Source organism: Achromobacter sp. EG18 (assembly GCF_059759395.1).
The window spans coordinates 4,333,982-4,358,634 of the sequence record NZ_CM186213.1 but is presented as its reverse complement, the minus strand read 5'-3'; the positions used below and the strand labels follow the sequence as shown (position 1 = coordinate 4,358,634).

Below are 24,653 nucleotides of genomic sequence, written 5' to 3'. Positions count from 1 at the left end.
TGTAGGCCTAGGGAACTGGGCGGCCTTCGCAACGAAGGTGGCTGGTTCTCCAAGGCCTTAGTTTTGAAAGTCTGGGATAGATAGTGAGGTGGTGAAAGGACAGCCGCGGGTGTAGCTCAATGGTAGAGCAGAAGCCTTCCAAGCTTACGACGAGGGTTCGATTCCCTTCACCCGCTCCAAGCAGTACACATGCCCATGTGGCTCAGTGGTAGAGCACTCCCTTGGTAAGGGAGAGGTCGCGCGTTCGATCCGCGCCATGGGCACCACAAATTCCAAAGTCTTTTCTTCAGTCAGCAGCTTCAGTCAAAAGCGCAATCCAGGTCAGGAGTCAGCCATGGCAAAAGGCAAGTTTGAACGTACCAAGCCGCACGTGAACGTGGGTACGATTGGTCACGTTGACCACGGCAAAACGACGTTGACGGCGGCGATCACGACCGTTCTGTCGACCAAGTTCGGCGGCGAAGCCAAGGGCTACGACCAGATCGACGCGGCTCCTGAAGAAAAGGCTCGCGGCATCACGATCAACACGGCCCACGTCGAGTACGAAACGGAAACGCGCCACTACGCGCACGTTGACTGCCCGGGCCACGCTGACTACGTCAAGAACATGATCACGGGCGCTGCCCAGATGGACGGCGCGATCCTGGTCGTGTCGGCCGCTGACGGCCCGATGCCGCAAACGCGTGAACACATCCTGCTGAGCCGCCAGGTTGGCGTGCCGTACATCATCGTCTTCCTGAACAAGGCCGACATGGTTGACGACGCCGAGCTGCTCGAGCTGGTGGAAATGGAAGTTCGCGAACTGCTGAGCAAGTACGACTTCCCGGGCGACGACACCCCGATCGTGAAGGGTTCGGCCAAGCTGGCGCTGGAAGGCGACAAGGGCGAACTGGGCGAGCAAGCGATCCTGTCGCTGGCCCAAGCCCTGGACACCTACATCCCGACGCCCGAGCGTGCCGTTGACGGCGCGTTCCTGATGCCGGTCGAAGACGTGTTCTCGATCTCGGGTCGAGGCACCGTGGTGACCGGCCGTATCGAACGCGGCGTGATCAAGGTCGGCGAAGAAATCGAAATCGTCGGTATCACCCCGACGGTCAAGACGACCTGCACCGGCGTGGAAATGTTCCGCAAGCTGCTGGACCAAGGTCAAGCCGGCGACAACGTGGGCATCCTGCTGCGCGGCACCAAGCGTGAAGACGTCCAGCGCGGCCAGGTTCTGGCCAAGCCGGGCTCGATCACCCCGCACACGGACTTCACCTCCGAGGTGTACATCCTGTCCAAGGAAGAAGGCGGCCGCCACACCCCGTTCTTCAACGGCTATCGTCCCCAGTTCTACTTCCGCACGACGGACGTGACCGGCACGATCGACCTGCCGGCCGACAAGGAAATGGTCCTGCCGGGCGACAACGTGACGATGACCGTCAAGCTGCTGGCCCCGATCGCCATGGAAGAAGGCCTGCGTTTCGCCATCCGTGAAGGCGGTCGTACCGTCGGCGCCGGCGTCGTCGCCAAGATCCTGAAGTAAGCAATACCCGGATGGGTAGAGTGGGCTCTCAAGCCCCTCTATCCATCTTTGCTGTAAAAGTAGTATGATGTTTGGTTCCGCAAGCCGCTACGCGTGGCGGCCTGGCTGGAGCGGCGAAAGTGTAGTGCACGTGTAGTGATGTGTGAGTTTTAGGGGCATAGCTCAATTGGCAGAGCGTCGGTCTCCAAAACCGAAGGTTGTAGGTTCGATTCCTACTGCCCCTGCCACCGCCAGGATAAACCCGCGGGAGATCATCGCGAGTTACGCATTCACGGCGGCTCGCGTCGCAATATGTCTAATACCAGCGTAGAAACCGTAACCAGTACCGCCGACCGGGTCAAGCTCGGGCTGGCGGTTCTTGTCGTTATTGCTGGCATCGTCGGGTTTTCCGTGCTCAGCGCGCAACCGATGCCTGCCCGTATCGGCGTCTTTGTCGGCGGCCTCGTGATCGCAGCCGTGATCGCGTGGTTCAGTGAACCCGGCCGTCGCACCCTGAGCTTTGCCAGCGAGTCCTACAACGAAGTCAAGCGTGTGTCGTGGCCGACCCGCAAGGAAACGACCCAGATGACGGGCATCGTTTTCGCGTTCGTGGCGGTCATGGGCATTTTCATGTGGGTGCTCGACAAGGGCATCGAATGGATTCTCTACGGCCTGTTGTTGGGCTGGAAATAAGGACGGCGAATGAGTAAGCGTTGGTATGTCGTCCATGTGTACTCCGGCATGGAAAAAAGCGTACACAAGGCCCTGAACGAGCGCATCGAGCGCGCGGGCCTGCAAACGTCTTTCGGCCGCATTCTTGTGCCCTCCGAGGAAGTCGTCGAGGTCAAGGGTGGCCAGAAGTCGATCACCGAGCGCCGCATTTTCCCCGGTTATGTCCTGGTTGAAATGGACCTGACCGACGAAACGTGGCACCTGGTCAAGAACACCAACCGCGTCACCGGCTTTTTGGGTGGCTCGGGCAATCGTCCGACCCCGATTTCCGAAAAGGAAGTCGAAAAGATCCTCTCCCAGATGGAAGAGGGCGTCGAGAAACCCCGCCCCAAGATCCTGTTCGAAGTGGGCGAGATGGTTCGGGTCAAGGAAGGTCCGTTTGCGGACTTCAACGGCAACGTCGAAGAAGTCAACTACGAAAAGAGCAAGGTTCGCGTGTCTGTCACGATCTTCGGTCGTGCCACCCCCGTCGAACTGGATTTCAGCCAGGTCGAAAAGACCTGATTTCAACCCCCGGGGAGCCCTGGCCGCGCGCTAGGGCGATATAACCCGCAAGGAGCAAAGCATGGCGAAGAAGATCGTCGGCTTTATCAAGCTGCAAGTGCCGGCTGGTAAGGCTAACCCCTCCCCCCCGATTGGCCCGGCCCTGGGTCAGCGTGGCCTGAACATCATGGAATTCTGCAAGGCGTTCAACGCCAAGACCCAAGGCATGGAGCCTGGTCTGCCGATTCCGGTGGTGATCACCGCTTTCGCCGACAAGAGCTTCACCTTCATCATGAAGACCCCGCCCGCGACGGTCCTCATCAAGAAGGCCGCCGGCGTGCAAAAGGGTTCGTCCAAGCCGCATACCGACAAGGTCGGCACGCTGACCCGCGCGCAAGCTGAAGAAATCGCCAAGGCCAAGGGCCCCGATCTGACCGCCGCCGATCTGGACGCCGCCGTCCGCACGATCGCTGGCAGCGCCCGCAGCATGGGCATCACGGTTGAGGGGATCTAATCATGGCAAAACTGAGCAAGCGCGCCGCCGCCATTGCGCAAAAGATCGACCGCACCAAGCTGTACCCGGTCGCCGAAGCCCTGACCCTGGTCAAGGAAACCGCTGTCGCCAAGTTCAACGAATCGATTGACGTGGCCGTGCAGCTGGGCATCGACCCGAAGAAGTCGGACCAACTGGTCCGCGGCTCGGTCGTGCTGCCCGCCGGCACCGGCAAGACGGTTCGTGTCGCCGTGTTCGCCCAAGGCGACAAGGCCGAGGCCGCCAAGGCCGCCGGCGCCGACATCGTCGGCCTGGACGACCTGGCCGACCAGATCAAGGCCGGTCAGATGGACTTCGACGTGGTCATCGCCTCGCCCGACACGATGCGTGTCGTCGGCGCCCTGGGTCAGATCCTGGGCCCGCGTGGCCTGATGCCGAACCCGAAGGTCGGCACCGTGACCCCCGACGTCGCCACCGCCGTCAAGAACGCCAAGGCCGGTCAGGTTCAGTACCGCACCGACAAGGCCGGCATCATCCACGCCACGATCGGCCGCGCGTCGTTCGGCGTGGAACAGCTGCAAACCAACCTGGCCGCTCTGGTCGACGCCCTGCAAAAGGCTCGTCCCGCCGCTGCCAAGGGCATCTACCTGCGCAAGCTGGCCGTTTCGTCCACGATGGGCGGCGGTGCGCGCGTGGAAATTGCCTCGCTGTCGGCTACCAACTAAGCCAACAGCTGTAAACGTACTTTGGGCCGCATCCGGATTCCTCCGGATGCTGCTGTCAAAGACCGCTGGAGCAGGTCGGTGGAAGCACTATCCCGCCGCCCCGCTTAATCCCGAAGCTCGCAAAGTTCGGATCCAGCGTAGACGGCGTCCCCAGGAAGATTTCTTTACCCGAAGAACTCGACCAGGCGCCGCATTCGGTTGACGCGCAAGGCTCCGGCCCCAGGCGTCTTTTGATGGAGTGTTCAAACCGTGAGTCTCAATCGTCAAGAGAAAGCGGTGGTAATCGAGGAAGTCTCGGCCGAAGTGGCCAAGGCGCAATCGATTGTTATCGCCGAGTACCGTGGTCTGGACGTCGCCTCTGTCACCGTACTGCGCAAAACTGCGCGTGAATCGGGCGTGTATCTGCGTGTTCTGAAGAACTCGCTGGCCCGTCGTGCTGTTGCCGGCACGGCTTTCGAGCCGTTGGCCGAGCAACTGACCGGTCCGCTGATCTATGGCATCAGCGCTGATCCGGTTACGGCGGCCAAGGTCCTCGCAGGTTTCGCGAAAAGCAACGACAAGCTGGTCATCAAGGCGGGCGCTCTGCCCAACAGCCTGCTGAACCAAGAAGGCGTGAAGGCCCTGGCCACCATGCCCTCGCGCGAAGAGTTGCTGTCGAAACTGCTGGGCACCATGCAAGCCCCCATCGCGCAATTCGTGCGTACGCTCAACGAAGTTCCGACCAAGTTCGCCCGTGGCCTCGCCGCCGTGCGCGACCAGAAGGCCGCGGCTTAATCCCCGCCCTTCACGGAAATTCGCTGAACGACCGAGCGACACCCAAACCCTGGCATTACCCAATATTTGGAGTTCTTAAAAATGGCACTTAACAAAGCTGAAATCCTTGACGCCATCGCTGGCATGACCGTGCTCGAACTGTCCGAGCTGATCAAGGAAATGGAAGAGAAGTTCGGCGTGTCGGCTGCTGCCGCCGCTGTCGCTGTCGCTGCTCCCGCCGCTGGTGGCGCCGCCGCCGCTGCTGAAGAGCAGACCGAGTTCACCGTTGTCCTGGCTGAAGCCGGCGCCAACAAGGTTTCCGTCATCAAGGCCGTGCGCGAGCTGACCGGTCTGGGCCTGAAGGAAGCCAAGGACCTGGTCGACGGCGCTCCGAAGCCCGTCAAGGAAGGCGTTGCCAAGGCTGACGCCGAAGCCGCCAAGAAGAAGCTGGAAGAAGCTGGCGCCAAGGTCGAAGTCAAGTAAGACCTGCGTCAACTTGCCCGGGGACAGCGCAATTTGCCGTCCCCGGGCTTTTGCGTTTCCAGGAAACCCCTGCTGGGGTCATGCCCTTTCCAGAGGGGTTTCCTGGAGTCGTATCACCTGGGGCCGTGGTTGACGGCCCATGCAACCTCGAGTCGGAGTGCTCATGCCTTACTCGTACACCGAAAAAAAGCGCATCCGCAAAAGCTTCGCCAAGCGTGAAGACGTTCAAAACGTTCCCTTCCTTTTGGCGACTCAGCTTCAATCCTACCTAACTTTCCTGCAGGCGGATACCGCCCCGTCCGATCGCGTAGCCGACGGTTTGCAGGCGGCGTTTTCGTCGATTTTCCCGATCGTTAGTCACAACGGTATGGCGCGCTTGGAGTTCGTGAGCTATGTGCTCGGCGAACCGGTGTTCGATGTCAAGGAATGTCAGCAACGTGGCCTGACCTATGCCTCGCCCCTGCGAGCCAAGGTCCGCCTGGTGCTGCTTGACCGCGAAGTCAGCAAGCCCACCGTCAAGGAAGTGAAGGAACAGGAAGTCTACATGGGCGAGATTCCGCTCATGACCGGCACCGGTTCGTTCGTCATCAACGGCACCGAACGTGTCATCGTCTCGCAGCTGCACCGCTCGCCTGGCGTGTTCTTCGAGCACGACCGCGGCAAGACGCACAGCTCGGGCAAGCTGCTGTTCTCGGCCCGCGTGATTCCCTACCGCGGTTCGTGGCTGGACTTCGAATTCGACCCCAAGGACATCCTGTTCTTCCGCGTCGACCGTCGCCGCAAGATGCCTGTCACCATCCTGTGCAAGGCCATCGGCATGACGCCGGAATCGATCCTGGCCAACTTCTTCGACTTCGACAACTTCGAGTTGAAGAGCGAAGGCGCCATGATGGAATTCGTGCCCGAGCGCTGGAAGGGCGAAATGGCCCGCTTCGACATCGCGGACCGTTCGGGCAAGGTCATCGTCGAGAAAGACAAGCGTATCAACGCCAAGCACCTGCGCGACCTGGCTGCCGGCGGCATCCAGCGCATCTCCGTGCCGGAAGACTTCCTGTACGGCCGCGTGCTGGCCAAGAACATCGTTGACGCCGATACCGGCGAGGTCATCGCCAACGCCAACGACGAGATCACCGAAAGCGTGCTGGGCGCCCTGCGCGCCGCCAACGTGCACGACATCCAGACGCTCTACACGAACGACCTGGACCGCGGCCCGTACATTTCGCAGACGCTGCGCACCGATGAAACCGCCGACCAGATGGCCGCGCGCGTTGCCATCTACCGCATGATGCGTCCTGGTGAACCGCCCACCGAAGAAGCGGTGGAAGCGCTGTTCCAGCGCCTGTTCTACAGCGAAGAAACGTACGACCTGTCGCGCGTCGGCCGCATGAAGGTCAACAGCCGCCTGGGCCGTGGTGAGGACATCACCGGCCCGATGACGCTGACCAACGAAGACATCCTTGAAACCATCAAGGTGCTGGTCGAGCTGCGTAACGGCCGTGGCCAGATCGACGACATCGATCACCTGGGCAACCGCCGCGTGCGTTGCGTCGGCGAACTGGCCGAGAACCAGTTCCGCGCCGGCCTCGTGCGCGTCGAACGCGCCGTCAAGGAACGTCTGGGCCAGGCCGAGACCGAAAACCTGATGCCGCACGACCTGATCAACTCCAAGCCGATCTCGGCCGCCATCAAGGAGTTCTTCGGTTCGAGCCAGCTGTCGCAGTTCATGGACCAAACCAACCCGCTGTCGGAAATCACGCACAAGCGTCGTGTTTCGGCACTGGGCCCGGGCGGTCTGACCCGCGAGCGCGCCGGCTTCGAAGTGCGTGACGTGCACCCGACCCACTACGGCCGCGTCTGCCCGATCGAAACGCCGGAAGGCCCGAACATCGGCCTGATCAACTCCATGGCGCTGTACGCTCGCCTGAACGAGTACGGCTTCCTGGAAACGCCTTACCGCAAGATCGTCGACGGCCGCGTCAGCGACCAGATCGACTACCTGTCGGCCATCGAAGAAAGCCACTACGTCATCGCGCAGGCCAACGCCGCGCTGGACGAGGAAGGCAAGTTCGTGGACGACCTGGTGGCTTGCCGTGAAGCCGGCGAAACCATGCTGACCGCCCCGGCCAACGTGCACTACATGGACGTGGCCCCGTCGCAGATCGTGTCGGTCGCCGCCTCGCTGATTCCGTTCCTGGAGCACGACGACGCGAACCGCGCGCTGATGGGCGCCAACATGCAACGTCAGGCCGTGCCTTGCCTGCGTCCGGAAAAGCCGGTCGTGGGCACGGGTATCGAGCGCACCGTGGCCGTTGACTCGGGCACCACCGTGCAGGCGCTGCGTGGCGGCCTGGTCGACCACGTCGACGCCGAACGCGTGGTGATCCGCGTGAACGACGAAGAAAACGTCGCCGGCGAAGTCGGTGTCGACATCTACAACCTGATCAAGTACACGCGTTCCAACCAGAACACGAACATCAACCAGCGTCCCATCGTCAAGCGTGGCGACCGTGTCGCCAAGGGTGACGTGCTGGCCGACGGCGCATCGACGGACCTGGGCGAACTCGCCCTGGGCCAGAACATGCTGATCGCGTTCATGCCCTGGAACGGCTACAACTTCGAAGACTCGATCCTGATCTCCGAAAAGGTCGTGGCCGATGACCGCTACACCTCGGTGCACATCGAGGAACTGACGGTTGTCGCTCGCGATACCAAGCTGGGTCCGGAAGAAATCACGCGCGACATCAGCAACCTGGCCGAGACGCAACTGAACCGCCTGGACGATTCCGGCATCACCTACATCGGCGCCGAAGTCAGCGCCGACGACGTGCTGGTCGGCAAGGTCACGCCCAAGGGCGAAACCCAGCTGACGCCGGAAGAAAAGCTGCTGCGCGCCATCTTCGGTGAAAAGGCGTCCGACGTTAAGGACACCTCGCTGCGCGTGCCTTCGGGCATGACCGGCACCGTGATCGACGTGCAGGTGTTCACGCGCGAAGGCATCGTGCGCGACAAGCGCGCCCAGTCCATCATCGACGATGAACTGCGCCGCTATCGCCAGGACCTGAACGACCAGCTGCGCATCGTTGAAAACGACCAGTTCGACCGTATCGAGAAGATGCTGGTCGGCAAGACCGTCAACGGCGGCCCGCGCAAGCTGGCCAAGGGCGCGACGATCACCAAGGCTTACCTGGCTGATCTGGACCGCTGGCAGTGGTTCGACATCCGCCTGGCCGACGAGCCCCACGCCGTGGTGCTGGAGCAGGCCAAGGAATCGCTCGAGCAGAAGCGTCACCAGTTCGACCTGGCCTTCGAAGAGAAGCGCAAGAAGTTGACGCAGGGCGACGAGCTGCCCCCGGGCGTGCTGAAGATGATCAAGGTCTACCTGGCCGTGAAGCGTCGTCTGCAGCCTGGCGACAAGATGGCAGGCCGTCACGGCAACAAGGGCGTGGTCTCGCGCATCACCCCGGTGGAAGACATGCCGCACATGGCTGACGGCACGCCGGCCGACATCGTTCTGAACCCGCTGGGCGTGCCCTCGCGGATGAACGTGGGCCAGGTGCTGGAAGTGCACTTGGGCTGGGCTGCCAAGGGCGTGGGTCACCGCATCGCCGACATGCTGCGCGACGAGCGCACCGCGCAGGTCAAGAACGTCCGCGCTTACCTGGACAAGGTCTACAACACGACCGGCACCGGCGCGCGCATCGACGAGCTGACCGACGAAGAAGTCATGGAAATGGCCCAGAACCTCAAGAACGGCGTGCCGTTCGCGACGCCCGTCTTCGACGGCGCGACCGAAGAGGAAATCACCAAGATGCTGGAACTGGCCTATCCGGACGACGTCGCCAAGCGCATGGCGCTGACGCCCTCGCGCACGCAGGCGTGGCTGTACGACGGCCGCACCGGCGAGAAGTTCGAGCGTCCGGTCACCGTCGGCTACATGCACTACCTGAAGCTGCACCACTTGGTCGACGACAAGATGCACGCGCGTTCGACCGGCCCGTACTCGCTCGTGACCCAGCAGCCGCTGGGCGGCAAGGCGCAGTTCGGTGGCCAGCGTTTCGGGGAAATGGAAGTGTGGGCGCTGGAAGCCTACGGCGCCGCCTACACCCTGCAGGAAATGCTGACGGTCAAGTCCGACGACATCACCGGCCGCACCAAGGTATACGAAAACATCGTCAAGGGCGATCACGTCATCGATGCCGGCATGCCGGAATCGTTCAACGTGCTGGTCAAGGAAATCCGCTCGTTGGCCCTGGACATGGATTTGGAGCGTAACTAATGAAAGCGCTACTCGACCTCTTTAAGCAAGTCTCGCAAGACGAGCAATTCGATGCCATCAAGATCGGCATCGCCTCGCCCGAGAAGATCCGTTCGTGGTCCTACGGCGAAGTTCGCAAGCCCGAGACCATCAACTACCGCACGTTCAAGCCCGAGCGTGACGGTCTGTTCTGCTCCAAGATCTTCGGCCCGATCAAGGACTACGAGTGCCTGTGCGGCAAGTACAAGCGCCTGAAGCACCGTGGCGTGATCTGCGAGAAGTGCGGCGTTGAAGTTACCGTTGCCAAGGTTCGCCGTGAGCGCATGGGCCACATCGAGCTGGCCAGCCCCGTCGCGCACATCTGGTTCCTGAAGAGCCTGCCGTCGCGTCTGGGCATGGTGCTCGACATGACCCTGCGCGACATCGAACGCGTCCTGTACTTCGAAGCCTGGTGCGTGATCGAACCCGGCATGACGCCGCTCAAGCGCGGCCAGATCATGTCGGATGACGATTTCCTGGCCAAGACCGAGGAATACGGCGACGACTTCCGTGCCCTGATGGGCGCCGAAGCCGTGCGCGAACTGCTGCGCACCATCGACATCGACCGCGAAGTGGAAACGCTGCGCGGCGAACTGAAGGCCACCAGCTCGGAAGCCAAGATCAAGAAGATCTCCAAGCGCCTGAAGGTGCTGGAAGGCTTCCAGAAGTCCGGCATCAAGGCCGAGTGGATGGTCATGGAAGTGCTGCCCGTGCTGCCGCCGGACCTGCGTCCGCTGGTGCCGCTGGACGGCGGCCGTTTCGCGACCTCCGACCTGAACGACCTGTACCGCCGCGTTATCAACCGCAACAACCGTCTGAAGCGCCTGCTGGAGCTGAAGGCTCCTGAAATCATCCTGCGCAATGAAAAGCGCATGCTGCAGGAAGCGGTCGACTCGCTGCTGGACAACGGTCGCCGCGGCAAGGCCATGACCGGCGCCAACAAGCGCCAGCTCAAGTCCCTGGCCGACATGATCAAGGGCAAGAGCGGTCGTTTCCGTCAGAACCTGCTGGGCAAGCGCGTCGACTACTCGGGCCGTTCGGTCATCGTGGTGGGTCCGCAGCTCAAGCTGCACCAGTGCGGCCTGCCCAAGCTTATGGCCCTGGAACTGTTCAAGCCGTTCATCTTCAATCGCCTGGAGATGATGGGCCTGGCCACGACCATCAAGGCCGCCAAGAAGCTGGTGGAAAGCCAGGAACCGGTGGTCTGGGACATCCTGGAAGAAGTCATCCGCGAACACCCGGTCATGCTGAACCGTGCGCCCACGCTGCACCGTTTGGGCATCCAGGCGTTCGAGCCGGTGCTGATCGAAGGCAAGGCCATCCAGCTGCACCCGCTGGTCTGCGCGGCGTTCAACGCCGACTTCGACGGTGACCAGATGGCCGTCCACGTGCCGCTGTCGCTGGAAGCCCAGCTCGAAGCGCGCACGCTGATGCTGGCTTCGAACAACGTGCTGTTCCCGGCCAACGGCGAACCGTCGATCGTGCCGTCCCAGGACATCGTGCTGGGCCTGTACTACACGACGCGCGAGCGCATCAACGGCAAGGGCGAAGGCATCTTCTTCACCGACGTGGCCGAAGTGCAACGCGCCTACGACAACGGCGAAGTGGAGCTGCAAAGCCGCATCACCGTGCGCCTGAAGGAACACGAGCGTGACGAGAATGGCGAATGGCAGCCGGTGATCCGCCGCCACGAAACCACCGTCGGCCGCGCGCTGCTGTCCGAGATCCTGCCCAAGGGCCTGCCCTTCACCGTCCTGAACAAGGCGCTGAAGAAGAAGGAAATCTCGCGCCTGATCAACCAGTCGTTCCGCCGTTGCGGCCTGCGCGACACGGTGATCTTCGCCGACAAGCTGATGCAGTCGGGCTTCCGCCTGGCCACCCGCGGCGGTATCTCGATCGCCATGGGCGACATGCTGATCCCGTCGGCCAAGGAAGGCATCCTGGCCGAAGCCAGCCGTGAAGTGAAGGAAATCGACAAGCAGTACTCGTCGGGTCTGGTCACGTCCCAGGAACGCTACAACAACGTGGTGGACATCTGGGGCAAGGCCGGCGACAAGGTCGGCAAGGCGATGATGGAACAGCTGGCCACCGAACCCGTGATCAACCGTCACGGCGAGGAAGTGCGCCAGGAGTCGTTCAACTCCATCTACATGATGGCTGACTCGGGCGCCCGCGGTTCGGCCGCCCAGATCCGCCAGCTGGCCGGCATGCGCGGCCTGATGGCCAAGCCGGACGGCTCGATCATCGAGACGCCCATTACCGCGAACTTCCGTGAAGGCCTGAACGTGCTTCAGTACTTCATCTCGACTCACGGCGCGCGTAAGGGTCTGGCCGACACGGCACTGAAGACCGCGAACTCGGGCTACCTGACCCGTCGTCTGGTCGACGTGACGCAGGACTTGGTGATCACCGAGGACGATTGCGGCACCTCGCAGGGCTACAACATGAAGGCCCTGGTGGAAGGCGGTGAAGTCATCGAGCCGCTGCGCGACCGTATCCTGGGCCGCGTGGCTGCCATCGACATCGTCAACCCGGACACGCAGGAAACGGCCATCACCGCCGGCACCCTGCTGGACGAAGACATGGTCGACATGATCGACCGCATCGGCGTGGATGAAGTCAAGGTCCGCACGCCGCTGACCTGCGAAACGCGCCACGGCCTGTGCGCGCACTGCTATGGCCGTGACCTCGGCCGTGGCACTTCGGTGAACCAGGGCGAAGCGGTCGGCGTCATCGCCGCCCAGTCCATCGGTGAACCGGGCACGCAGCTGACGATGCGTACGTTCCACATCGGTGGCGCGGCGTCGCGTTCGGCCCTGGCCAGCGCGGTGGAAACCAAGTCCAGCGGCGTGGTCGGCTTTGCCAGCACCATGCGCTACGTCACCAACGCCAAGGGCGAACGCGTCGCGATCTCGCGCTCGGGCGAACTGGCGATCTTCGACGACAACGGCCGCGAACGTGAACGCCACAAGATCCCGTACGGCGCGACCGTGCTGGTGGGCGACGGCGAGGCCGTGAAGGCCGGCGCGCGCCTGGCGACGTGGGATCCGCTGACCCGTCCGATCGTGTCGGAATACGGTGGCGCTGTCCGCTTCGAGAACATCGAAGAAGGCGTGACCGTGGCCAAGCAGGTGGACGAAGTCACCGGCCTGTCGACGCTCGTCGTCATCACGCCCAAGACCCGTGGCGGCAAGATCGTCATGCGTCCGCAGATCAAGCTGGTCAACGAGAACGGCGAAGACGTCAAGATCGCCGGCACCGATCACTCGGTGAACATCTCGTTCCCGGTCGGCGCGCTGATCACCGTGCGTGACGGCCAGCAGGTTGCCGTGGGTGAAGTCCTGGCGCGTATTCCGCAGGAATCGCAAAAGACCCGCGACATTACCGGCGGTCTGCCGCGCGTGGCCGAGCTGTTCGAAGCCCGTTCGCCCAAGGATGCCGGCATGCTCGCCGACGTCACCGGCACGGTCTCGTTCGGCAAGGACACCAAGGGCAAGCAGCGCCTGGTCATCACCGACCTGGAAGGCGTCAGCCACGAGTTCCTGATTCCGAAGGAAAAGCAGGTGCTGGTGCACGACGGCCAGGTGGTGAACAAGGGCGAAATGATCGTGGACGGCCCGGCCGATCCCCACGACATCCTGCGCCTGCAGGGCATCGAGAAGCTGGCGACCTACATCGTCGACGAAGTGCAGGACGTGTACCGTCTGCAGGGCGTGAAGATCAACGACAAGCACATCGAAGTGATTGTTCGTCAGATGCTGCGCCGTGTGAACATCGTCGATGCGGGCGATACCGAGTTCATCCCGGGCGAGCAGGTCGAGCGCTCCGAGCTGTTGAACGAGAACGACCGCGTCAACGCTGAAGACAAGCGTCCGGCCACGTACGAAAACGTGCTGCTGGGTATCACCAAGGCCTCGCTGTCGACCGACTCGTTCATCTCGGCCGCCTCGTTCCAGGAAACCACGCGTGTCCTGACCGAAGCCGCCATCATGGGCAAGCGCGACGACCTGCGTGGCCTGAAGGAAAACGTCATCGTCGGCCGCCTGATCCCGGCCGGTACCGGCCTGGCGTACCACCATGCCCGCAAGGACAAGGAAGCCCTGGAGGCCGCGGAACGCGAAGCCGCCCGCCAGCTGGCCAACCCGTTCGAAGACTCGCCGGTCACGGTGGGCTCGGACGCCGATGTCCCGTCGTCCGACCTGGGCAGCGAGGACGCCGCCGAATAAGGGCGACGTCCGGTGCACCCCCCGCGCAGGTCCGGCGGGGGAGGCCAGAAGCAAAAAGGCCGCTGATTCGCATCAGCGGCCTTTTTTTTGCCCGCGCGGGGCATGGCGGCGCTATTTGGCGGCCTGGCTCTTGGCGCGCTGGAACACCGGGCCCCAGACCGGATGGCCGGCCTCGTTGGGCGCCAGTTCGAAGTTGGGGGCGATCTGCAGGATGCGGCTGAAGCTGTCCTCGCACAACTGCGCGTAGCGGCTGACGCAATAGCTGAACGCCTGCAGTTTGTAGGCCTCGATGCGTACGGCCTTGCTGGACGCGGCCAGCTCATCGGAACGGGCGACGCCGCGGATCACTTCACCGTAGTGGCCGGCGCTGTACTGGTCGCGCACCTGTTGTAGCTGCTCCAGCGCTTGCGGCGTGGGCGCGCGGTCGGGGGCGCTGGCGGGCAGGCCGGCACAGCCGGCCAGCACAAACGAGGATCCGAGCAGATTGCAAAGAAGGCGAATTTTCATAGGCTTTCAGCGAAGGGAGGAATTTGGCGATACGCTATCGTGCCACAGCCTGATGCGCTCGGACATTTTCGGCAATGTCCTTGCGTAACGGATTGGATAATATTCCGCCTATCAGCCGTTAACCCGTTTTCGCGCCCGTTGCGCAGTATTTTGAATATGTCTTCATCCGCCGGCCTGCATACGCCGCGCAGCCCTTTCTCAGGCGCCGCGCCGCTTGCCTTGCGCCCCTTGAGCGCCATCGCCGCCAGCGCGGCGGGCGGGGTGCCGGAGGCGCGCATCAAGCGGCTGCTGTCGGACCTGCTGCCCTCCCTGATGGGCCTGCATGCGCAGGGCGAAATATGTGGCGACATTTCGCTCGATACCGTCGGCATGGACGAAGGCGCGCGTGCTCACCTGCTGCCGGAATTGGCATTGCCGCGATCGCGCCGGACCGGGTTGACGCCGATCCCGGGCTTCGCGCCGTTCGAGCTGTATACGGACTCCGCCGAATGGCCGCGCGGTCCCTGGACCGACGTCTATGCGCTCTGTGCGGTGATGCACGCGCTGGTGATCGGCCTGCGGCCGCCACCCGCGCCGGAACGCCGCGCCACCGACAGTTATGAGCCGTTGCTGTCCCTTGGCCTGACGAAGTACAGCCCGGCCTTTCTTGGCGCGATCGATCGCGGCCTGGCCATGCTGCCGGCCGATCGGCCGCAGACCCTGGCCGAGCTGGCCGCCATGCTCGACATCCCGGCCTATGCCGAGGCCGCGCCCGTCGCCCGCGAAGCGTCCCGGGCCGATGTCGCCGCGCCGGTCGCGCCTGCGGCACAAGAGGTGCGCAAGCCGCGCAATGCCGGCCGGCCGTTGCTGGTGTTGTTGCTCTTGGTGGCGCTGATCGGGGTGGGTATCTATGCCTGGGTCCGCCTGGGTATCGGAACGACGAATTCGCTCATCACCCGGTCCGAAGTGGTACAGCCCAATCCGCCTGCCGTGCCGCCCGTGCCGACCACGGCGCCGGCCGACCCGCCGGCTTCAACGGCGGCGCCAGCTTCGACGCCGGCGCCCCAGCCCGCGCCGCCTGTCCCGGTGGCAGGCACGGCGCAGGGCAGCGCGCCAGAGGCGGCCCCCACAGGCGAACGTGGGGCCGCGGCCGCGACGTCCGCCGAGGCGCCCGTTGGCTCAGCCCCGCCAGCCCCGGCCAGTCCCGCCATGCCCACCGAGCCAGCCGCCGCCGCCGCGGCGCCGATCCCGGAAGCCGCCGCGCCGGCGCAGGACGAAGCGCCCAAGCCCAAGCCGGTTCCCGTGCTGGTCCGCCTCGATATCCGGCCCTGGGGCGAGGTATGGATCAATGGCGTGGCCCGCGGCATCAGCCCGCCGGTCAAGGAACTGCGATTGATTCCCGGCAAGTATCAGGTGGTGCTGCGCAATGCCGATCTGCCGCCATACCGGACCACGCTGGAAGTCAGGCCGGGCAAGCCTGCCGTCATTTCCCACGTCTTTGAATAGCGCCCGGGGCGGGGCGCCGTTGGCCTCAAGTTGCCGGCGCGTCCTCGGGCGCAACGGGCAATCGCAGCGTGAACACCGAACCTTTGCCGGCTTCGCTGGTGACTTCGACCTCGCCGCCATGGCGTTGCGCCACCGTGCGCACGAAGGCCAGTCCCAGGCCCGCTCCGCCGACGTCGCCACGCGAGGCCACCCCCACGCGTGAAAACGGCTCGAACAATCGCGCCAGGTCGTGTGCCGCGATGCCTTGCCCCTGGTCGCGCACGTGGATCCGCCAGAATCCCGCCGCCTGGTCGATGGCGCATTCGATGCGCGTCCCGGCCGGGCTGTACTTGATGGCGTTGTCGATCAGGTTGCACAGGGCCCGCATCAGCAGTGTCTGGTCGCCGCGCGCATAGGCGGCGGGCAGCGGCGCAGCCACCTCCAGCCGGATGCCGCGCTTGTGCGCCGCCGCCCAGAACTCGTCGACGCCGTCCTGCAGCAGGCTGCCCAGGTCCAGCTCCACCGCGTTGATGGCCATCGACTCGGCCCGCGTCAAATGCACGAAATCATCGACCAGGTGCAGCGTGCGGTTGGCCAGCGCGGCGATCCGGGTAAGCGTTTCATCCCCGCCATCCGTTGTCCCGCCGTCCTGCTTCATCTCCACCAGCGCCAGGATCGAACTCTGCGGCGCCCGCATGTCATGCGAGATGAAGCGCAGCGTTTCCTCGCGCTGGCGCTCGGCCTGGCGGATGCCGGAGATATCGGTCAACGTGGCGACGGTGCCGGCGAAATTCCCTTCGGCCGTATGGATCGGCGCGCATTTCAGGATCAGGTCGCGGCCGGCGTGATCGCGCACCTCCAGATCGGCAGTCCAGGGGGATTGCTCGGCGATCGGTCCCTGGCCGCTCAGCACTTGGGCGACGCGCTGGCGTGTCGATTCGTCGCCGATGGTCTTCTCGAGCAGGTGGACCGCCGGGTGCCCGACCCGCGGTGGCCGCATGCCCAGCCGCTGGAAATACATCACCGCTGCCTGGTTGCGGAATTGCATGCGGCCATCCTGGTCGAACACCAGCGTGGCGTCGGGCATGCCGTCCAGGCCGTCGGCCAGGAACCGCCGCAGATTGCGCACGCGCGCGAGCGCGCGCCGCAATTCACCGACCCGGCTTTCGAGCGATGCGCTGGGGCCGCCGGATTGCGCCCGCGCTTCGTTAAGCACCGGCGGGTATTCGCGCTGCAGCCGGCGCAGTTCGTTGTCCATGTAGCGCAGCGCGGCTTCCTGGCTGCGCCAGCTCCACAGCGGGTAGCACAACGCCACGCCCACCAGCGCGGCGGTGGGCGCGAACCACAGATAGGTGTGGCCCAGCAGCAACAGGCTGACGAGCAGCACCAGGGCGAGCAGGGCGATGTTCACCAACAGCGCCAGGTTGGGCGACAAGCGCCATAGCGCCAGGCACGCCAGCAGCACGGGCAGGGCCGAATACAGCGCGTTCAGCCACGGGGCGGGCGGCTGGAAGGCGATGTCGTCGTTGGCCGCCTGCAGCAAATTGGCGATGATCTCCACGCCCGGCATGCCACTGACCTCGTGGGATACCGGCGTGGTGTACGCGTCGCCCAGGCCGGTGGCCCAAGCGCCCACCAGCACGTATTTGCCGCGCAGCTGCTCCGCTGGCACGTCGCCGCGCAGGACCGATAGATAGGACACGGCGCGGGTATGCGCCGCCGGGCCCGCATACGGAATCAGGATGCTGCCGTCCGTGCGGGCGCGCCGTAGCAGGCGTTGCGCCAGGTCCGCCTGCCCGCCCACGTCCAGCATGGTCAGCGCGAAATGCTGCCAGCGCTGGCCGGCGAAACGCGCAGTCAGGACCGCTGATCGCAGCACGCCATCGGCATCGAGGTTGGCGTTGATGAAGCCGCTGCCGGCTGCCGCCTGGGCCAGGGCGGGGATGGGGGCGCTGATCGACGTGGGATAGATCAGCCGGTCCAGTACCACCGGCAGCACCGTGTGGCCATTGCGCCGGATACTGTCGGCAAGGATGACGTCGTCGCCGGGATGGGTGGTGTCGGGTTCGGCGAAGATCAGGTCCAGTCCCACCGCGCGCGCGCCTTGCAGCCGGTCCAGCAGCGCCGCATGCACCGCCCGGCGCCAGGGCCAGCGCCCCAGCGCGTCGATGCTGCTGTCGTCGATCGCCACGATTACGATGTCGGCCGAGATATCGCGCCCCGTCAAGGCTACGGCGCGGTCATACAGGATCTGGTCGACGCGCCCCAGTCCATTGAACCAGCCGAGCAACGCCGCCAGCAGCGCCAGCGCCACCGTCAACCACAGGCCTGATCGCGAGGCCCGGTCGATGGGATCGGTGGCGTCTGGCATGGGCCCTAGTACTCGGTCAGGGTCACCAGTCCGCCGGTGCCGGTGGCGACCCCGAGGCCGCTGCTGGTCATGAGCTGGTTCACCCCGGTGAAAGTGGCCATGGCGTCGCGGCCGCCCAGGCCCAGTTCATCGACCGCGCGCACCGTCACGTAGAAGGTGCCCGGACCGGGGGCGCTGAAGCGGATGTCGGCAGTGGGAAAGCGGGTCGAGGACACCAGCTGCGTGCCGTCGGCATCGCGCGCGACGCGCACCAGGTAGCTTCGCGCGCCGGGCACCGGTTCGAATGCGCTGGTCCAGGCGCCGCCGCCGGCACGCACGGGTTGGCCGAGTTGCGGCGCGGCCAGCAACTGCCGCACGCCCGAGACGTTGCCGTCCGCGCCGATGGCTGCGCCATAGCCCTTGGCCACCGATACAGGTTGCGCCGGCGTGGCGCCGGGCGCGTGCGGCTGCAGCCGCACACTGCCTTCCAGCACTTCGCTGTGGACACCATGGCTGCCGCTTTGCACGCGGAAACGCGTGCCGCGCACTCCCGTGACGGCGACCGGCGTGCGCACTTCGAAACGGCCAACGCCCTGGCCGGCCGGCGCGACGCTCGATTCGACGCTGCCGCGCTCGACATGGATGACTGAATCGGTCAGGTTGGTGCCTTCGAACTGGCGCAGGCGCGTCAATTCGACCGCGCCGTCGGCCGGCAGCGTGAGCTTGGAGCCGTCGGCCAATTCCAGCGTCACGAAACCATTGGGCGCGGTCACGACCTTGCTGCCTTCGCTCACGCTCGCGCCGGGTTTGAGCGACTGTCCGTCGATGTTCGCCTGGCCACTGACATGCACCACGCGCGCGTCGGCGGCGCGTTCGGGGATCATCGACAACGGGATGCGCAGCTCCAGGCCGATGGGCAGGCGCTCGGGCGTGGTGACGCTGTTGAGCGTCTGCAGCGGACTCCAGTTGGCCTGATTGCGCGTGTAGGTGGAAGCGATGTCGATCAGCGTGTCGCCTTGGCGCACGCGATAGATGAAATTGTCTCCCAGCGCGCCAGCGGGCTGGCCATGCGAGGAAGTGGCGAGCAGCAGGCCGGAAAGCAGGGCAAGCAAAGAAAGCGCGCGGCAGCGGCTCATGACTTTCAAATCTCCAGGTAATGCCGCCAGGCGCTAACGCGTGGGGGGCGGGCTATCTTCAGGCGGACTCAGCAACTCCAGCCGGTAGCCGAGCGCGTAGGAAGAACTCAGGCGCACGCCATGTTCCGGACGCAGCTGGAGCTTTTGCCGGATGTTCGACAGGTGGGTGTCGAGCGTGCGGGAGGTGGCTGGAATCTCGCGATTCCAGACGCATTCGGCCAGCACATCGCGCGACATGAGCCGGCCCAGGTTGCGAAAGAACAGCAACGCGAGCTCGAACTCCTTGGGCGCCAGCGCGACCTGCGCGCCATCGAGCGAGATCGCGCGCGCAGCGGGGTCGACGCGATAGCTGGCGACGTCGAACGGTTCATCGGCGGGCTCGGCGATCTGGCTGCGGCGCAGCAACGCCGCGACGCGGGCCAGCAGTTCCAGCGGCCGCAGCGGCTTGACGATGTAGTCGTCGGCGCCGGCGCGCAGGCCTTCCACCAGGTCGTCCTCGCTGGACCGGTTGGTCAGGAAGATGACGGGAACGCGCGGGCCGATGTTGGCGCGCAACCAGCGCACCACATCGTCGCCGTCGATATCGGGCAGGTGCCAGTCCAGCAGCACCAGGTCAAACGTTTCATTGCGCAAAGCGGCAAGCAGGTCACGGCTTTGCTGATAACTGGTGCAGGTGTATCCGGCGGCAGTCAGGACTTGCTGGATACGTTTCGCCTGGTCCAGGTCGTCTTCCAGCGACGCGATTTTCATCAGACGTGGTCTCGCGAAGGTTGGCTGCGCAAGCGCGCCCTGTGGCGCCCTACTGCAAGAAGAAGAAAGGATTGTGTAATGGAATGATAACTCGCGTCGCGTCACTGTTGGCTACGTTGTGCCAAGAACTGTCAAACATTGCAAACTTGACGAATCTTGACTGGAGTTGTTGCACAACAACGGGTCAAACTGTCCTCAACCTTCCTCCAACCGGCGCGGTCTGCCGGGCAAGGGGAGGCAGAAGGGATGGAAAGAACCTATGAATCAATTGCGCGTACTGATGATGTCGCCGGACGAGGCTGCACGTAACACCGCTGTGTCCGCACTGCTTCAAGCTGGAATTTCGGCCCGTGGCTGCTCGACTTCTCTGGAATTGTTCGGCCTGCTCAGCAATGGCACCTATGATGCCGTGGTGCTGAATGTGGGGACGCTTGGCGAGATCGGCTATGCCCTGGTCGCCCGCCTGCACGGCTCCTCGTCCCTGGGTATCGTGGTGATGGGGAACAATCTGTCCCTGGAAACCCGCCTGCGCTGTCTGCAGAGCGGCGCCGACGCCTGCCTGCCGCCGCCGCATGACCCAAGAGAGCTGGCCTGCATCCTGCTGGCGCTGGCCCGCCGCCTGCCGGCCGGCCAGGACGCCGCCGCGGCCGATGAACCCCTGCCTGGCCAATGGGAGCTGCGCGATCAGGGCTGGACCCTGGCGGCGCCCTCCGGCACCACGATTTCCCTGTCCGCCAACGAGCGGCTGATCGTGCGTTCGCTGCTGGAAGTGGCGGGCAGGGCGGTGGGCCGCAACGAGCTGGGTGACGAGCTGCGGGTGGAAGGGGGCGGTTCGCGCTCCAGCGGCACGCGCAGCATCGACGTCATCGTCAGCCGCCTGCGCCGCAAGGCCGAGCTGGCGGGTGTGATGTTGCCGATCCGCACGGTCTACGGCAGCGGATATCTGTTCGCCGATCAGTAAGCCGTCCGCATCGCCCGCCACCGGCTACCATTGCCGCCTGGCTCCCTGGCTCCCTGGACCCCTGGACCCCGCGCTCGCGCCACGCGTCGCGTGCGGTTCGCGACCCCGTGCTATCCCGCACCGGCCGTTCCCGTCGGCGGTTGGTAATTTGGCCCCATTTTTGCCGACCTGGGCGCGAGTTGCGCCTATCTGGCCGTCTTTTGCCGGCAACACGCCCACGCGCCATGCGCGCAAAAGTTTTTGACAGTGCGCCAAGTTCTAAGCTATGCTAAAGGGCTTACTGCTTTATTCGCGCGCAAAGTTTGATGCCAGGGCGGCGACCATGTGTGGTCAAAGACGTGTGGTCAAAGCGCCAGGAAGACAGGTCCGGCCCTTCGTGCTAGCGAAGCGCCCAAGGCCAAAGGGGTGCGTCACGAGCCTCCGTCAACCGACGCTGCCGTCTCCCGAACATCAGGTTTGTGCGTTTGTCATGGTTTGTTGGCAAGCCCGCTCTTTTACGTATTTGAACGTTTGAGGCGGTTTTGCGCGAGCCGCCTTCTCCAAGAGTCCGTTGCTCGAGGAGACGAGTACGTAAGTACTTACCCAGTGGTACGTAAAAGGGATTTCAAAGGTCATGCCTACCATTAGCCAACTCGTGCGCAAGCCGCGCGAAGTCAGCATCATCAAAAGCAAGAGCCCCGCGCTCGAAAACTGCCCGCAACGCCGCGGCGTGTGCACTCGCGTGTACACCACCACCCCCAAGAAGCCGAACTCCGCTCTGCGTAAGGTTGCCAAAGTGCGTCTGACCAACGGTTACGAAGTCATTTCGTACATCGGTGGTGAAGGCCACAACCTGCAAGAGCACTCGGTGGTTCTGGTGCGTGGCGGTCGTGTGAAGGACTTGCCCGGTGTGCGTTATCACATCGTGCGCGGTTCCCTCGACCTGCAAGGCGTCAAGGATCGCAAGCAAGCCCGCTCGAAGTACGGCGCCAAGCGCCCGAAGAAGGCCTAAGGGCTCGCAACGCGAGTCAGCAGTACCCCCGAGTGACGGCCATCCGTCATCAGGGAAGTGCAACCGCGCCAACCGCAATACAGGAAGGTGCGCGGCACGTAAGGGGTCGTCTTATTGGACGGCCATGGCCGTGTAATGAAACACGGTTCAACTGAACAGACACAAGGAAGCAACAATGCCCCGTCGTCGCGAAGTACCCAAGCGCGAGATTCTGCCCGATCCCAAGTTCGGCAGCGTCGAACTCGCCAAGTTCATGAACGTCGTCATGCTGGACGGCAAGAAGGCCGTCGCCGAGCGCATCGTCTACGGTGCCCTCGAGCAAGTCGCCACCAAGACCGGCAAGGAGCCGATCGAGGTGTTCAGCCTGGCGATCAACAACATCAAGCCGATCGTCGAAGTCAAGAGCCGCCGCGTTGGCGGTGCCAACTACCAAGTGCCGGTTGAAGTGCGCCCCGTGCGCCGCCTGGCCCTGGCTATGCGTTGGCTCCGTGAAGCCGCCAAGAAGCGTGGCGAGAAGTCGATGGATCTGCGCCTTGCTGGCGAACTGATCGACGCCTCCGAAGGTCGTGGCGCCGCGATGAAGAAGCGCGAAGACACGCACAAGATGGCCGAGGCCAACAAGGCCTTCAGCCATTTCCGCTGGTAATTTAAGGACTAACCCACCATGGCCCGCAAAACCCCGATCGAGCGCTATCGCAACATTGGCATCTCTGCGCACATCGATGCAGGGAAAACCACCACGACCGAACGTATCCTGTTCTACACCGGCGTCAATCACAAGATTGGCGAAGTGCATGATGGCGCCGCCACCATGGACTGGATGGAACAAGAGCAAGAGCGTGGCATCACCATTACGTCGGCTGCTACGACGGCGTTTTGGCGTGGCATGGCCGGCAACTACCCCGAGCACCGCATCAACATCATCGACACCCCGGGGCACGTGGACTTCACCATCGAGGTGGAACGTTCCATGCGCGTCCTGGACGGTGCCTGCATGGTCTACTGCGCGGTGGGTGGTGTTCAGCCCCAGTCCGAAACCGTGTGGCGCCAAGCCAACAAGTACGGCGTGCCGCGTCTGGCGTTCGTCAACAAGATGGACCGTACCGGCGCGAACTTCTTCAAGGTCTATGACCAGCTGAAGACGCGTCTGCGCGCGAACCCCGTGCCCATCGTGATCCCCATCGGCGCCGAAGACACGTTCCAAGGCGTGATCGACCTGGTCAAGATGAAGGCGATCATCTGGGACGAAGCCAGCCAAGGCACCAAGTTCGACTACAAGGACATTCCGGCCGAGCTGGAAGGTACCGCTGCCGAATGGCGTGAAAAGCTGGTTGAAGCCGCCGCCGAGTCGTCGGAAGAGCTGATGAACAAGTACCTGGAAACGGGTTCCTTGGACGAAGCCGAAATCAACCTGGCCATCCGTCAACGCACCATCGCTGGCGAAATCCAGCCGATGCTGTGCGGCACCGCCTTCAAGAACAAGGGCGTGCAGCGCATGCTGGACGCGGTCATCGACTACCTGCCTTCGCCCGTGGACATTCCCCCGGTCGACGGCCAGGACGACGATGGCAACGCCATCAACCGCAAGGCTGACGACAACGAGAAGTTCTCGGCGCTGGCGTTCAAGCTGATGAGCGATCCGTTCGTGGGTCAGTTGACCTTCGTGCGCGTCTACTCGGGCGTCCTGAAGTCGGGCGATACGGTCTACAACCCCATCAAGGGCAAGAAGGAACGTATCGGCCGCATCCTGCAGATGCACGCGAACAACCGCGAGGAAATCAAGGAAGTTCTGGCCGGCGACATCGCCGCCGTGGTGGGTCTGAAGGACGTGACGACCGGCGAAACGCTGTGCGATGTCGATTCGCACATCCTGCTGGAGCGCATGGAGTTCCCCGAGCCCGTGATTTCGCAGGCCGTCGAACCCAAGTCGAAGGCCGACCAGGAAAAGATGGGCCTGGCGCTGTCGCGCCTGGCGCAGGAAGATCCGTCGTTCCGCGTGCGCAGCGACGAAGAGTCCGGCCAGACCATCATTTCCGGCATGGGCGAGCTGCACCTGGAAATTCTGGTCGACCGCATGAAGCGCGAATTCGGCGTGGAAGCGAACGTCGGCAAGCCCCAGGTGGCCTACCGCGAAACGATCCGCAAGACCTGCGAAGAAGTCGAAGGCAAGTTCGTCAAGCAGTCGGGCGGTCGTGGTCAGTACGGTCACGTGGTCCTGAAGGTCGAACCGCTCCAGCCGGGCGGCGGCTACGAGTTCGTGGACGCCATCAAGGGCGGTGTGGTTCCTCGCGAATTCATCCCCGCGGTGGACAAGGGCATCCAGGAAACGCTGCCTGCCGGCATTCTGGCCGGTTACCCGGTCGTGGACGTCAAGGTCACGCTGTTCTTCGGTTCGTACCACGATGTGGACTCGAACGAAAACGCGTTCAAGATGGCCGGCTCGATGGCGTTCAAGGAAGGCATGCGCAAGGCCAGCCCCGTGCTGCTCGAACCGATGATGGCCGTTGAAGTCGAAACGCCCGAAGACTACGCCGGTACCGTGATGGGCGATCTGTCCTCGCGTCGCGGCATGGTCCAGGGCATGGACGACATGGTCGGTGGTGGCAAGACCATCAAAGCTGAAGTTCCGCTGGCCGAGATGTTCGGTTACGCCACGAACCTGCGTTCGCTGACGCAAGGTCGTGCCACGTACACGATGGAATTCAAGCATTACTCCGAGGCCCCCAAGAACGTCGCTGACGAAGTCATCGCCGCTCGGGCCAAGTAAATAACCCTCGCCGCGACCGCCCACAAGGCGGCGC

The 24,653-nt window shown here is 63.8% G+C and carries 18 protein-coding genes and 3 tRNA genes; 17 read left to right on the top strand and 4 right to left on the bottom strand.

What is annotated here, in order from left to right; all coding sequences use genetic code 11:
* Positions 1-105 precede the first annotated feature (105 nt).
* From AC6CR5_RS20015 to rpoC, 12 genes are all read left to right on the top strand, one after another.
* Positions 106-179 (top strand) — tRNA-Gly (locus tag AC6CR5_RS20015).
* Between the two features lie 12 nt (positions 180-191).
* A tRNA-Thr gene (locus AC6CR5_RS20010) sits at positions 192-266 on the top strand.
* Positions 267-334: 68 nt separating this feature from the next.
* A complete protein-coding gene (gene tuf, locus AC6CR5_RS20005; protein ID WP_020925806.1) occupies positions 335-1,525 on the top strand; it encodes an elongation factor Tu in 1,191 nt (396 codons plus the stop codon).
* Positions 1,526-1,676: 151 nt separating this feature from the next.
* A tRNA-Trp gene (locus tag AC6CR5_RS20000) sits at positions 1,677-1,752 on the top strand.
* Positions 1,753-1,816: 64 nt separating this feature from the next.
* On the top strand, positions 1,817-2,197 hold the full coding sequence (secE, locus tag AC6CR5_RS19995; RefSeq protein ID WP_006389585.1) for a preprotein translocase subunit SecE: 381 nt from the start codon (positions 1,817-1,819) through the stop codon (positions 2,195-2,197).
* Between the two features lie 9 nt (positions 2,198-2,206).
* Complete coding sequence (gene nusG, locus AC6CR5_RS19990) at positions 2,207-2,740, top strand: transcription termination/antitermination protein NusG (RefSeq protein WP_006389586.1); 534 nt, start codon at positions 2,207-2,209, stop codon at positions 2,738-2,740.
* 61 nt (positions 2,741-2,801) lie between these two features.
* Positions 2,802-3,233 (top strand): 50S ribosomal protein L11, encoded by a 432-nt coding sequence (gene rplK / locus AC6CR5_RS19985; protein WP_006389587.1) that lies wholly within the window; start codon positions 2,802-2,804, stop codon positions 3,231-3,233.
* A 2-nt stretch (positions 3,234-3,235) separates the two neighbouring features.
* Positions 3,236-3,937 (top strand): 50S ribosomal protein L1, encoded by a 702-nt coding sequence (rplA, locus tag AC6CR5_RS19980; RefSeq protein ID WP_024070788.1) that lies wholly within the window; start codon positions 3,236-3,238, stop codon positions 3,935-3,937.
* A gap of 249 nt (positions 3,938-4,186) precedes the next feature.
* Positions 4,187-4,711 carry a 50S ribosomal protein L10 gene (rplJ, locus tag AC6CR5_RS19975; protein WP_006389589.1) on the top strand — a complete coding sequence of 175 codons (525 nt, stop codon included), beginning with the start codon at positions 4,187-4,189 and terminating at the stop codon, positions 4,709-4,711.
* A gap of 81 nt (positions 4,712-4,792) precedes the next feature.
* On the top strand, positions 4,793-5,173 hold the full coding sequence (gene rplL, locus AC6CR5_RS19970) for a 50S ribosomal protein L7/L12 (protein ID WP_006389590.1): 381 nt from the start codon (positions 4,793-4,795) through the stop codon (positions 5,171-5,173).
* Positions 5,174-5,336: 163 nt separating this feature from the next.
* Positions 5,337-9,449 (top strand): DNA-directed RNA polymerase subunit beta, encoded by a 4,113-nt coding sequence (rpoB, locus tag AC6CR5_RS19965; RefSeq protein ID WP_006389591.1) that lies wholly within the window; start codon positions 5,337-5,339, stop codon positions 9,447-9,449.
* Positions 9,449-13,693, top strand: a complete 4,245-nt coding sequence (rpoC, locus tag AC6CR5_RS19960; protein ID WP_006389592.1) for a DNA-directed RNA polymerase subunit beta' — start codon at positions 9,449-9,451, stop codon at positions 13,691-13,693. Before rpoB ends, rpoC begins: the two co-directional genes overlap by 1 nt.
* A 111-nt stretch (positions 13,694-13,804) precedes the next feature.
* On the opposite strand, the gene AC6CR5_RS19955 is transcribed toward rpoC, so the two are convergent.
* Positions 13,805-14,200 (bottom strand): TssQ family T6SS-associated lipoprotein, encoded by a 396-nt coding sequence (locus AC6CR5_RS19955; protein WP_498084861.1) that lies wholly within the window; start codon positions 14,198-14,200, stop codon positions 13,805-13,807.
* Positions 14,201-14,356: 156 nt separating this feature from the next.
* On the opposite strand from AC6CR5_RS19955, the gene AC6CR5_RS19950 reads away from it, so the two are divergent.
* Positions 14,357-15,685, top strand: a complete 1,329-nt coding sequence (locus AC6CR5_RS19950; RefSeq protein ID WP_038504633.1) for a serine/threonine-protein kinase — start codon at positions 14,357-14,359, stop codon at positions 15,683-15,685.
* 25 nt (positions 15,686-15,710) lie between these two features.
* On the opposite strand, the gene AC6CR5_RS19945 is transcribed toward AC6CR5_RS19950, so the two are convergent.
* Genes AC6CR5_RS19945 through AC6CR5_RS19935 form a run of 3 tightly spaced genes read right to left on the bottom strand, consistent with a single transcriptional unit; the run spans position 15,711 to position 19,900 of the window.
* Positions 15,711-18,035 (bottom strand): CHASE2 domain-containing protein, encoded by a 2,325-nt coding sequence (locus AC6CR5_RS19945; RefSeq protein WP_498084860.1) that lies wholly within the window; start codon positions 18,033-18,035, stop codon positions 15,711-15,713.
* Between the two features lie 5 nt (positions 18,036-18,040).
* Positions 18,041-19,150, bottom strand: a complete 1,110-nt coding sequence (locus AC6CR5_RS19940; protein ID WP_498084859.1) for a FecR domain-containing protein — start codon at positions 19,148-19,150, stop codon at positions 18,041-18,043.
* A 33-nt stretch (positions 19,151-19,183) separates the two neighbouring features.
* Entirely contained in the window at positions 19,184-19,900 is a 717-nt protein-coding gene (locus AC6CR5_RS19935; protein ID WP_006389598.1) for a response regulator transcription factor, read from the bottom strand.
* 259 nt (positions 19,901-20,159) lie between these two features.
* Here AC6CR5_RS19935 and AC6CR5_RS19930 point away from each other — a divergent pair, with 259 nt between their 5' ends.
* The 4 genes from AC6CR5_RS19930 to fusA all read left to right on the top strand — a co-directional run bounded on the left by AC6CR5_RS19930 (position 20,160) and on the right by fusA (position 24,619).
* Positions 20,160-20,861, top strand: coding sequence for a response regulator transcription factor (locus AC6CR5_RS19930; protein ID WP_006389599.1), 702 nt, complete (start codon positions 20,160-20,162; stop codon positions 20,859-20,861).
* 613 nt (positions 20,862-21,474) lie between these two features.
* Positions 21,475-21,852, top strand: a complete 378-nt coding sequence (rpsL, locus tag AC6CR5_RS19925) for a 30S ribosomal protein S12 (protein WP_005017264.1) — start codon at positions 21,475-21,477, stop codon at positions 21,850-21,852.
* A gap of 175 nt (positions 21,853-22,027) precedes the next feature.
* Positions 22,028-22,498, top strand: coding sequence for a 30S ribosomal protein S7 (gene rpsG / locus AC6CR5_RS19920; RefSeq protein WP_006389600.1), 471 nt, complete (start codon positions 22,028-22,030; stop codon positions 22,496-22,498).
* Positions 22,499-22,516: 18 nt separating this feature from the next.
* Positions 22,517-24,619 (top strand): elongation factor G, encoded by a 2,103-nt coding sequence (gene fusA, locus AC6CR5_RS19915; RefSeq protein WP_020925816.1) that lies wholly within the window; start codon positions 22,517-22,519, stop codon positions 24,617-24,619.
* The last annotated feature ends 34 nt before the right edge of the window (positions 24,620-24,653 follow it).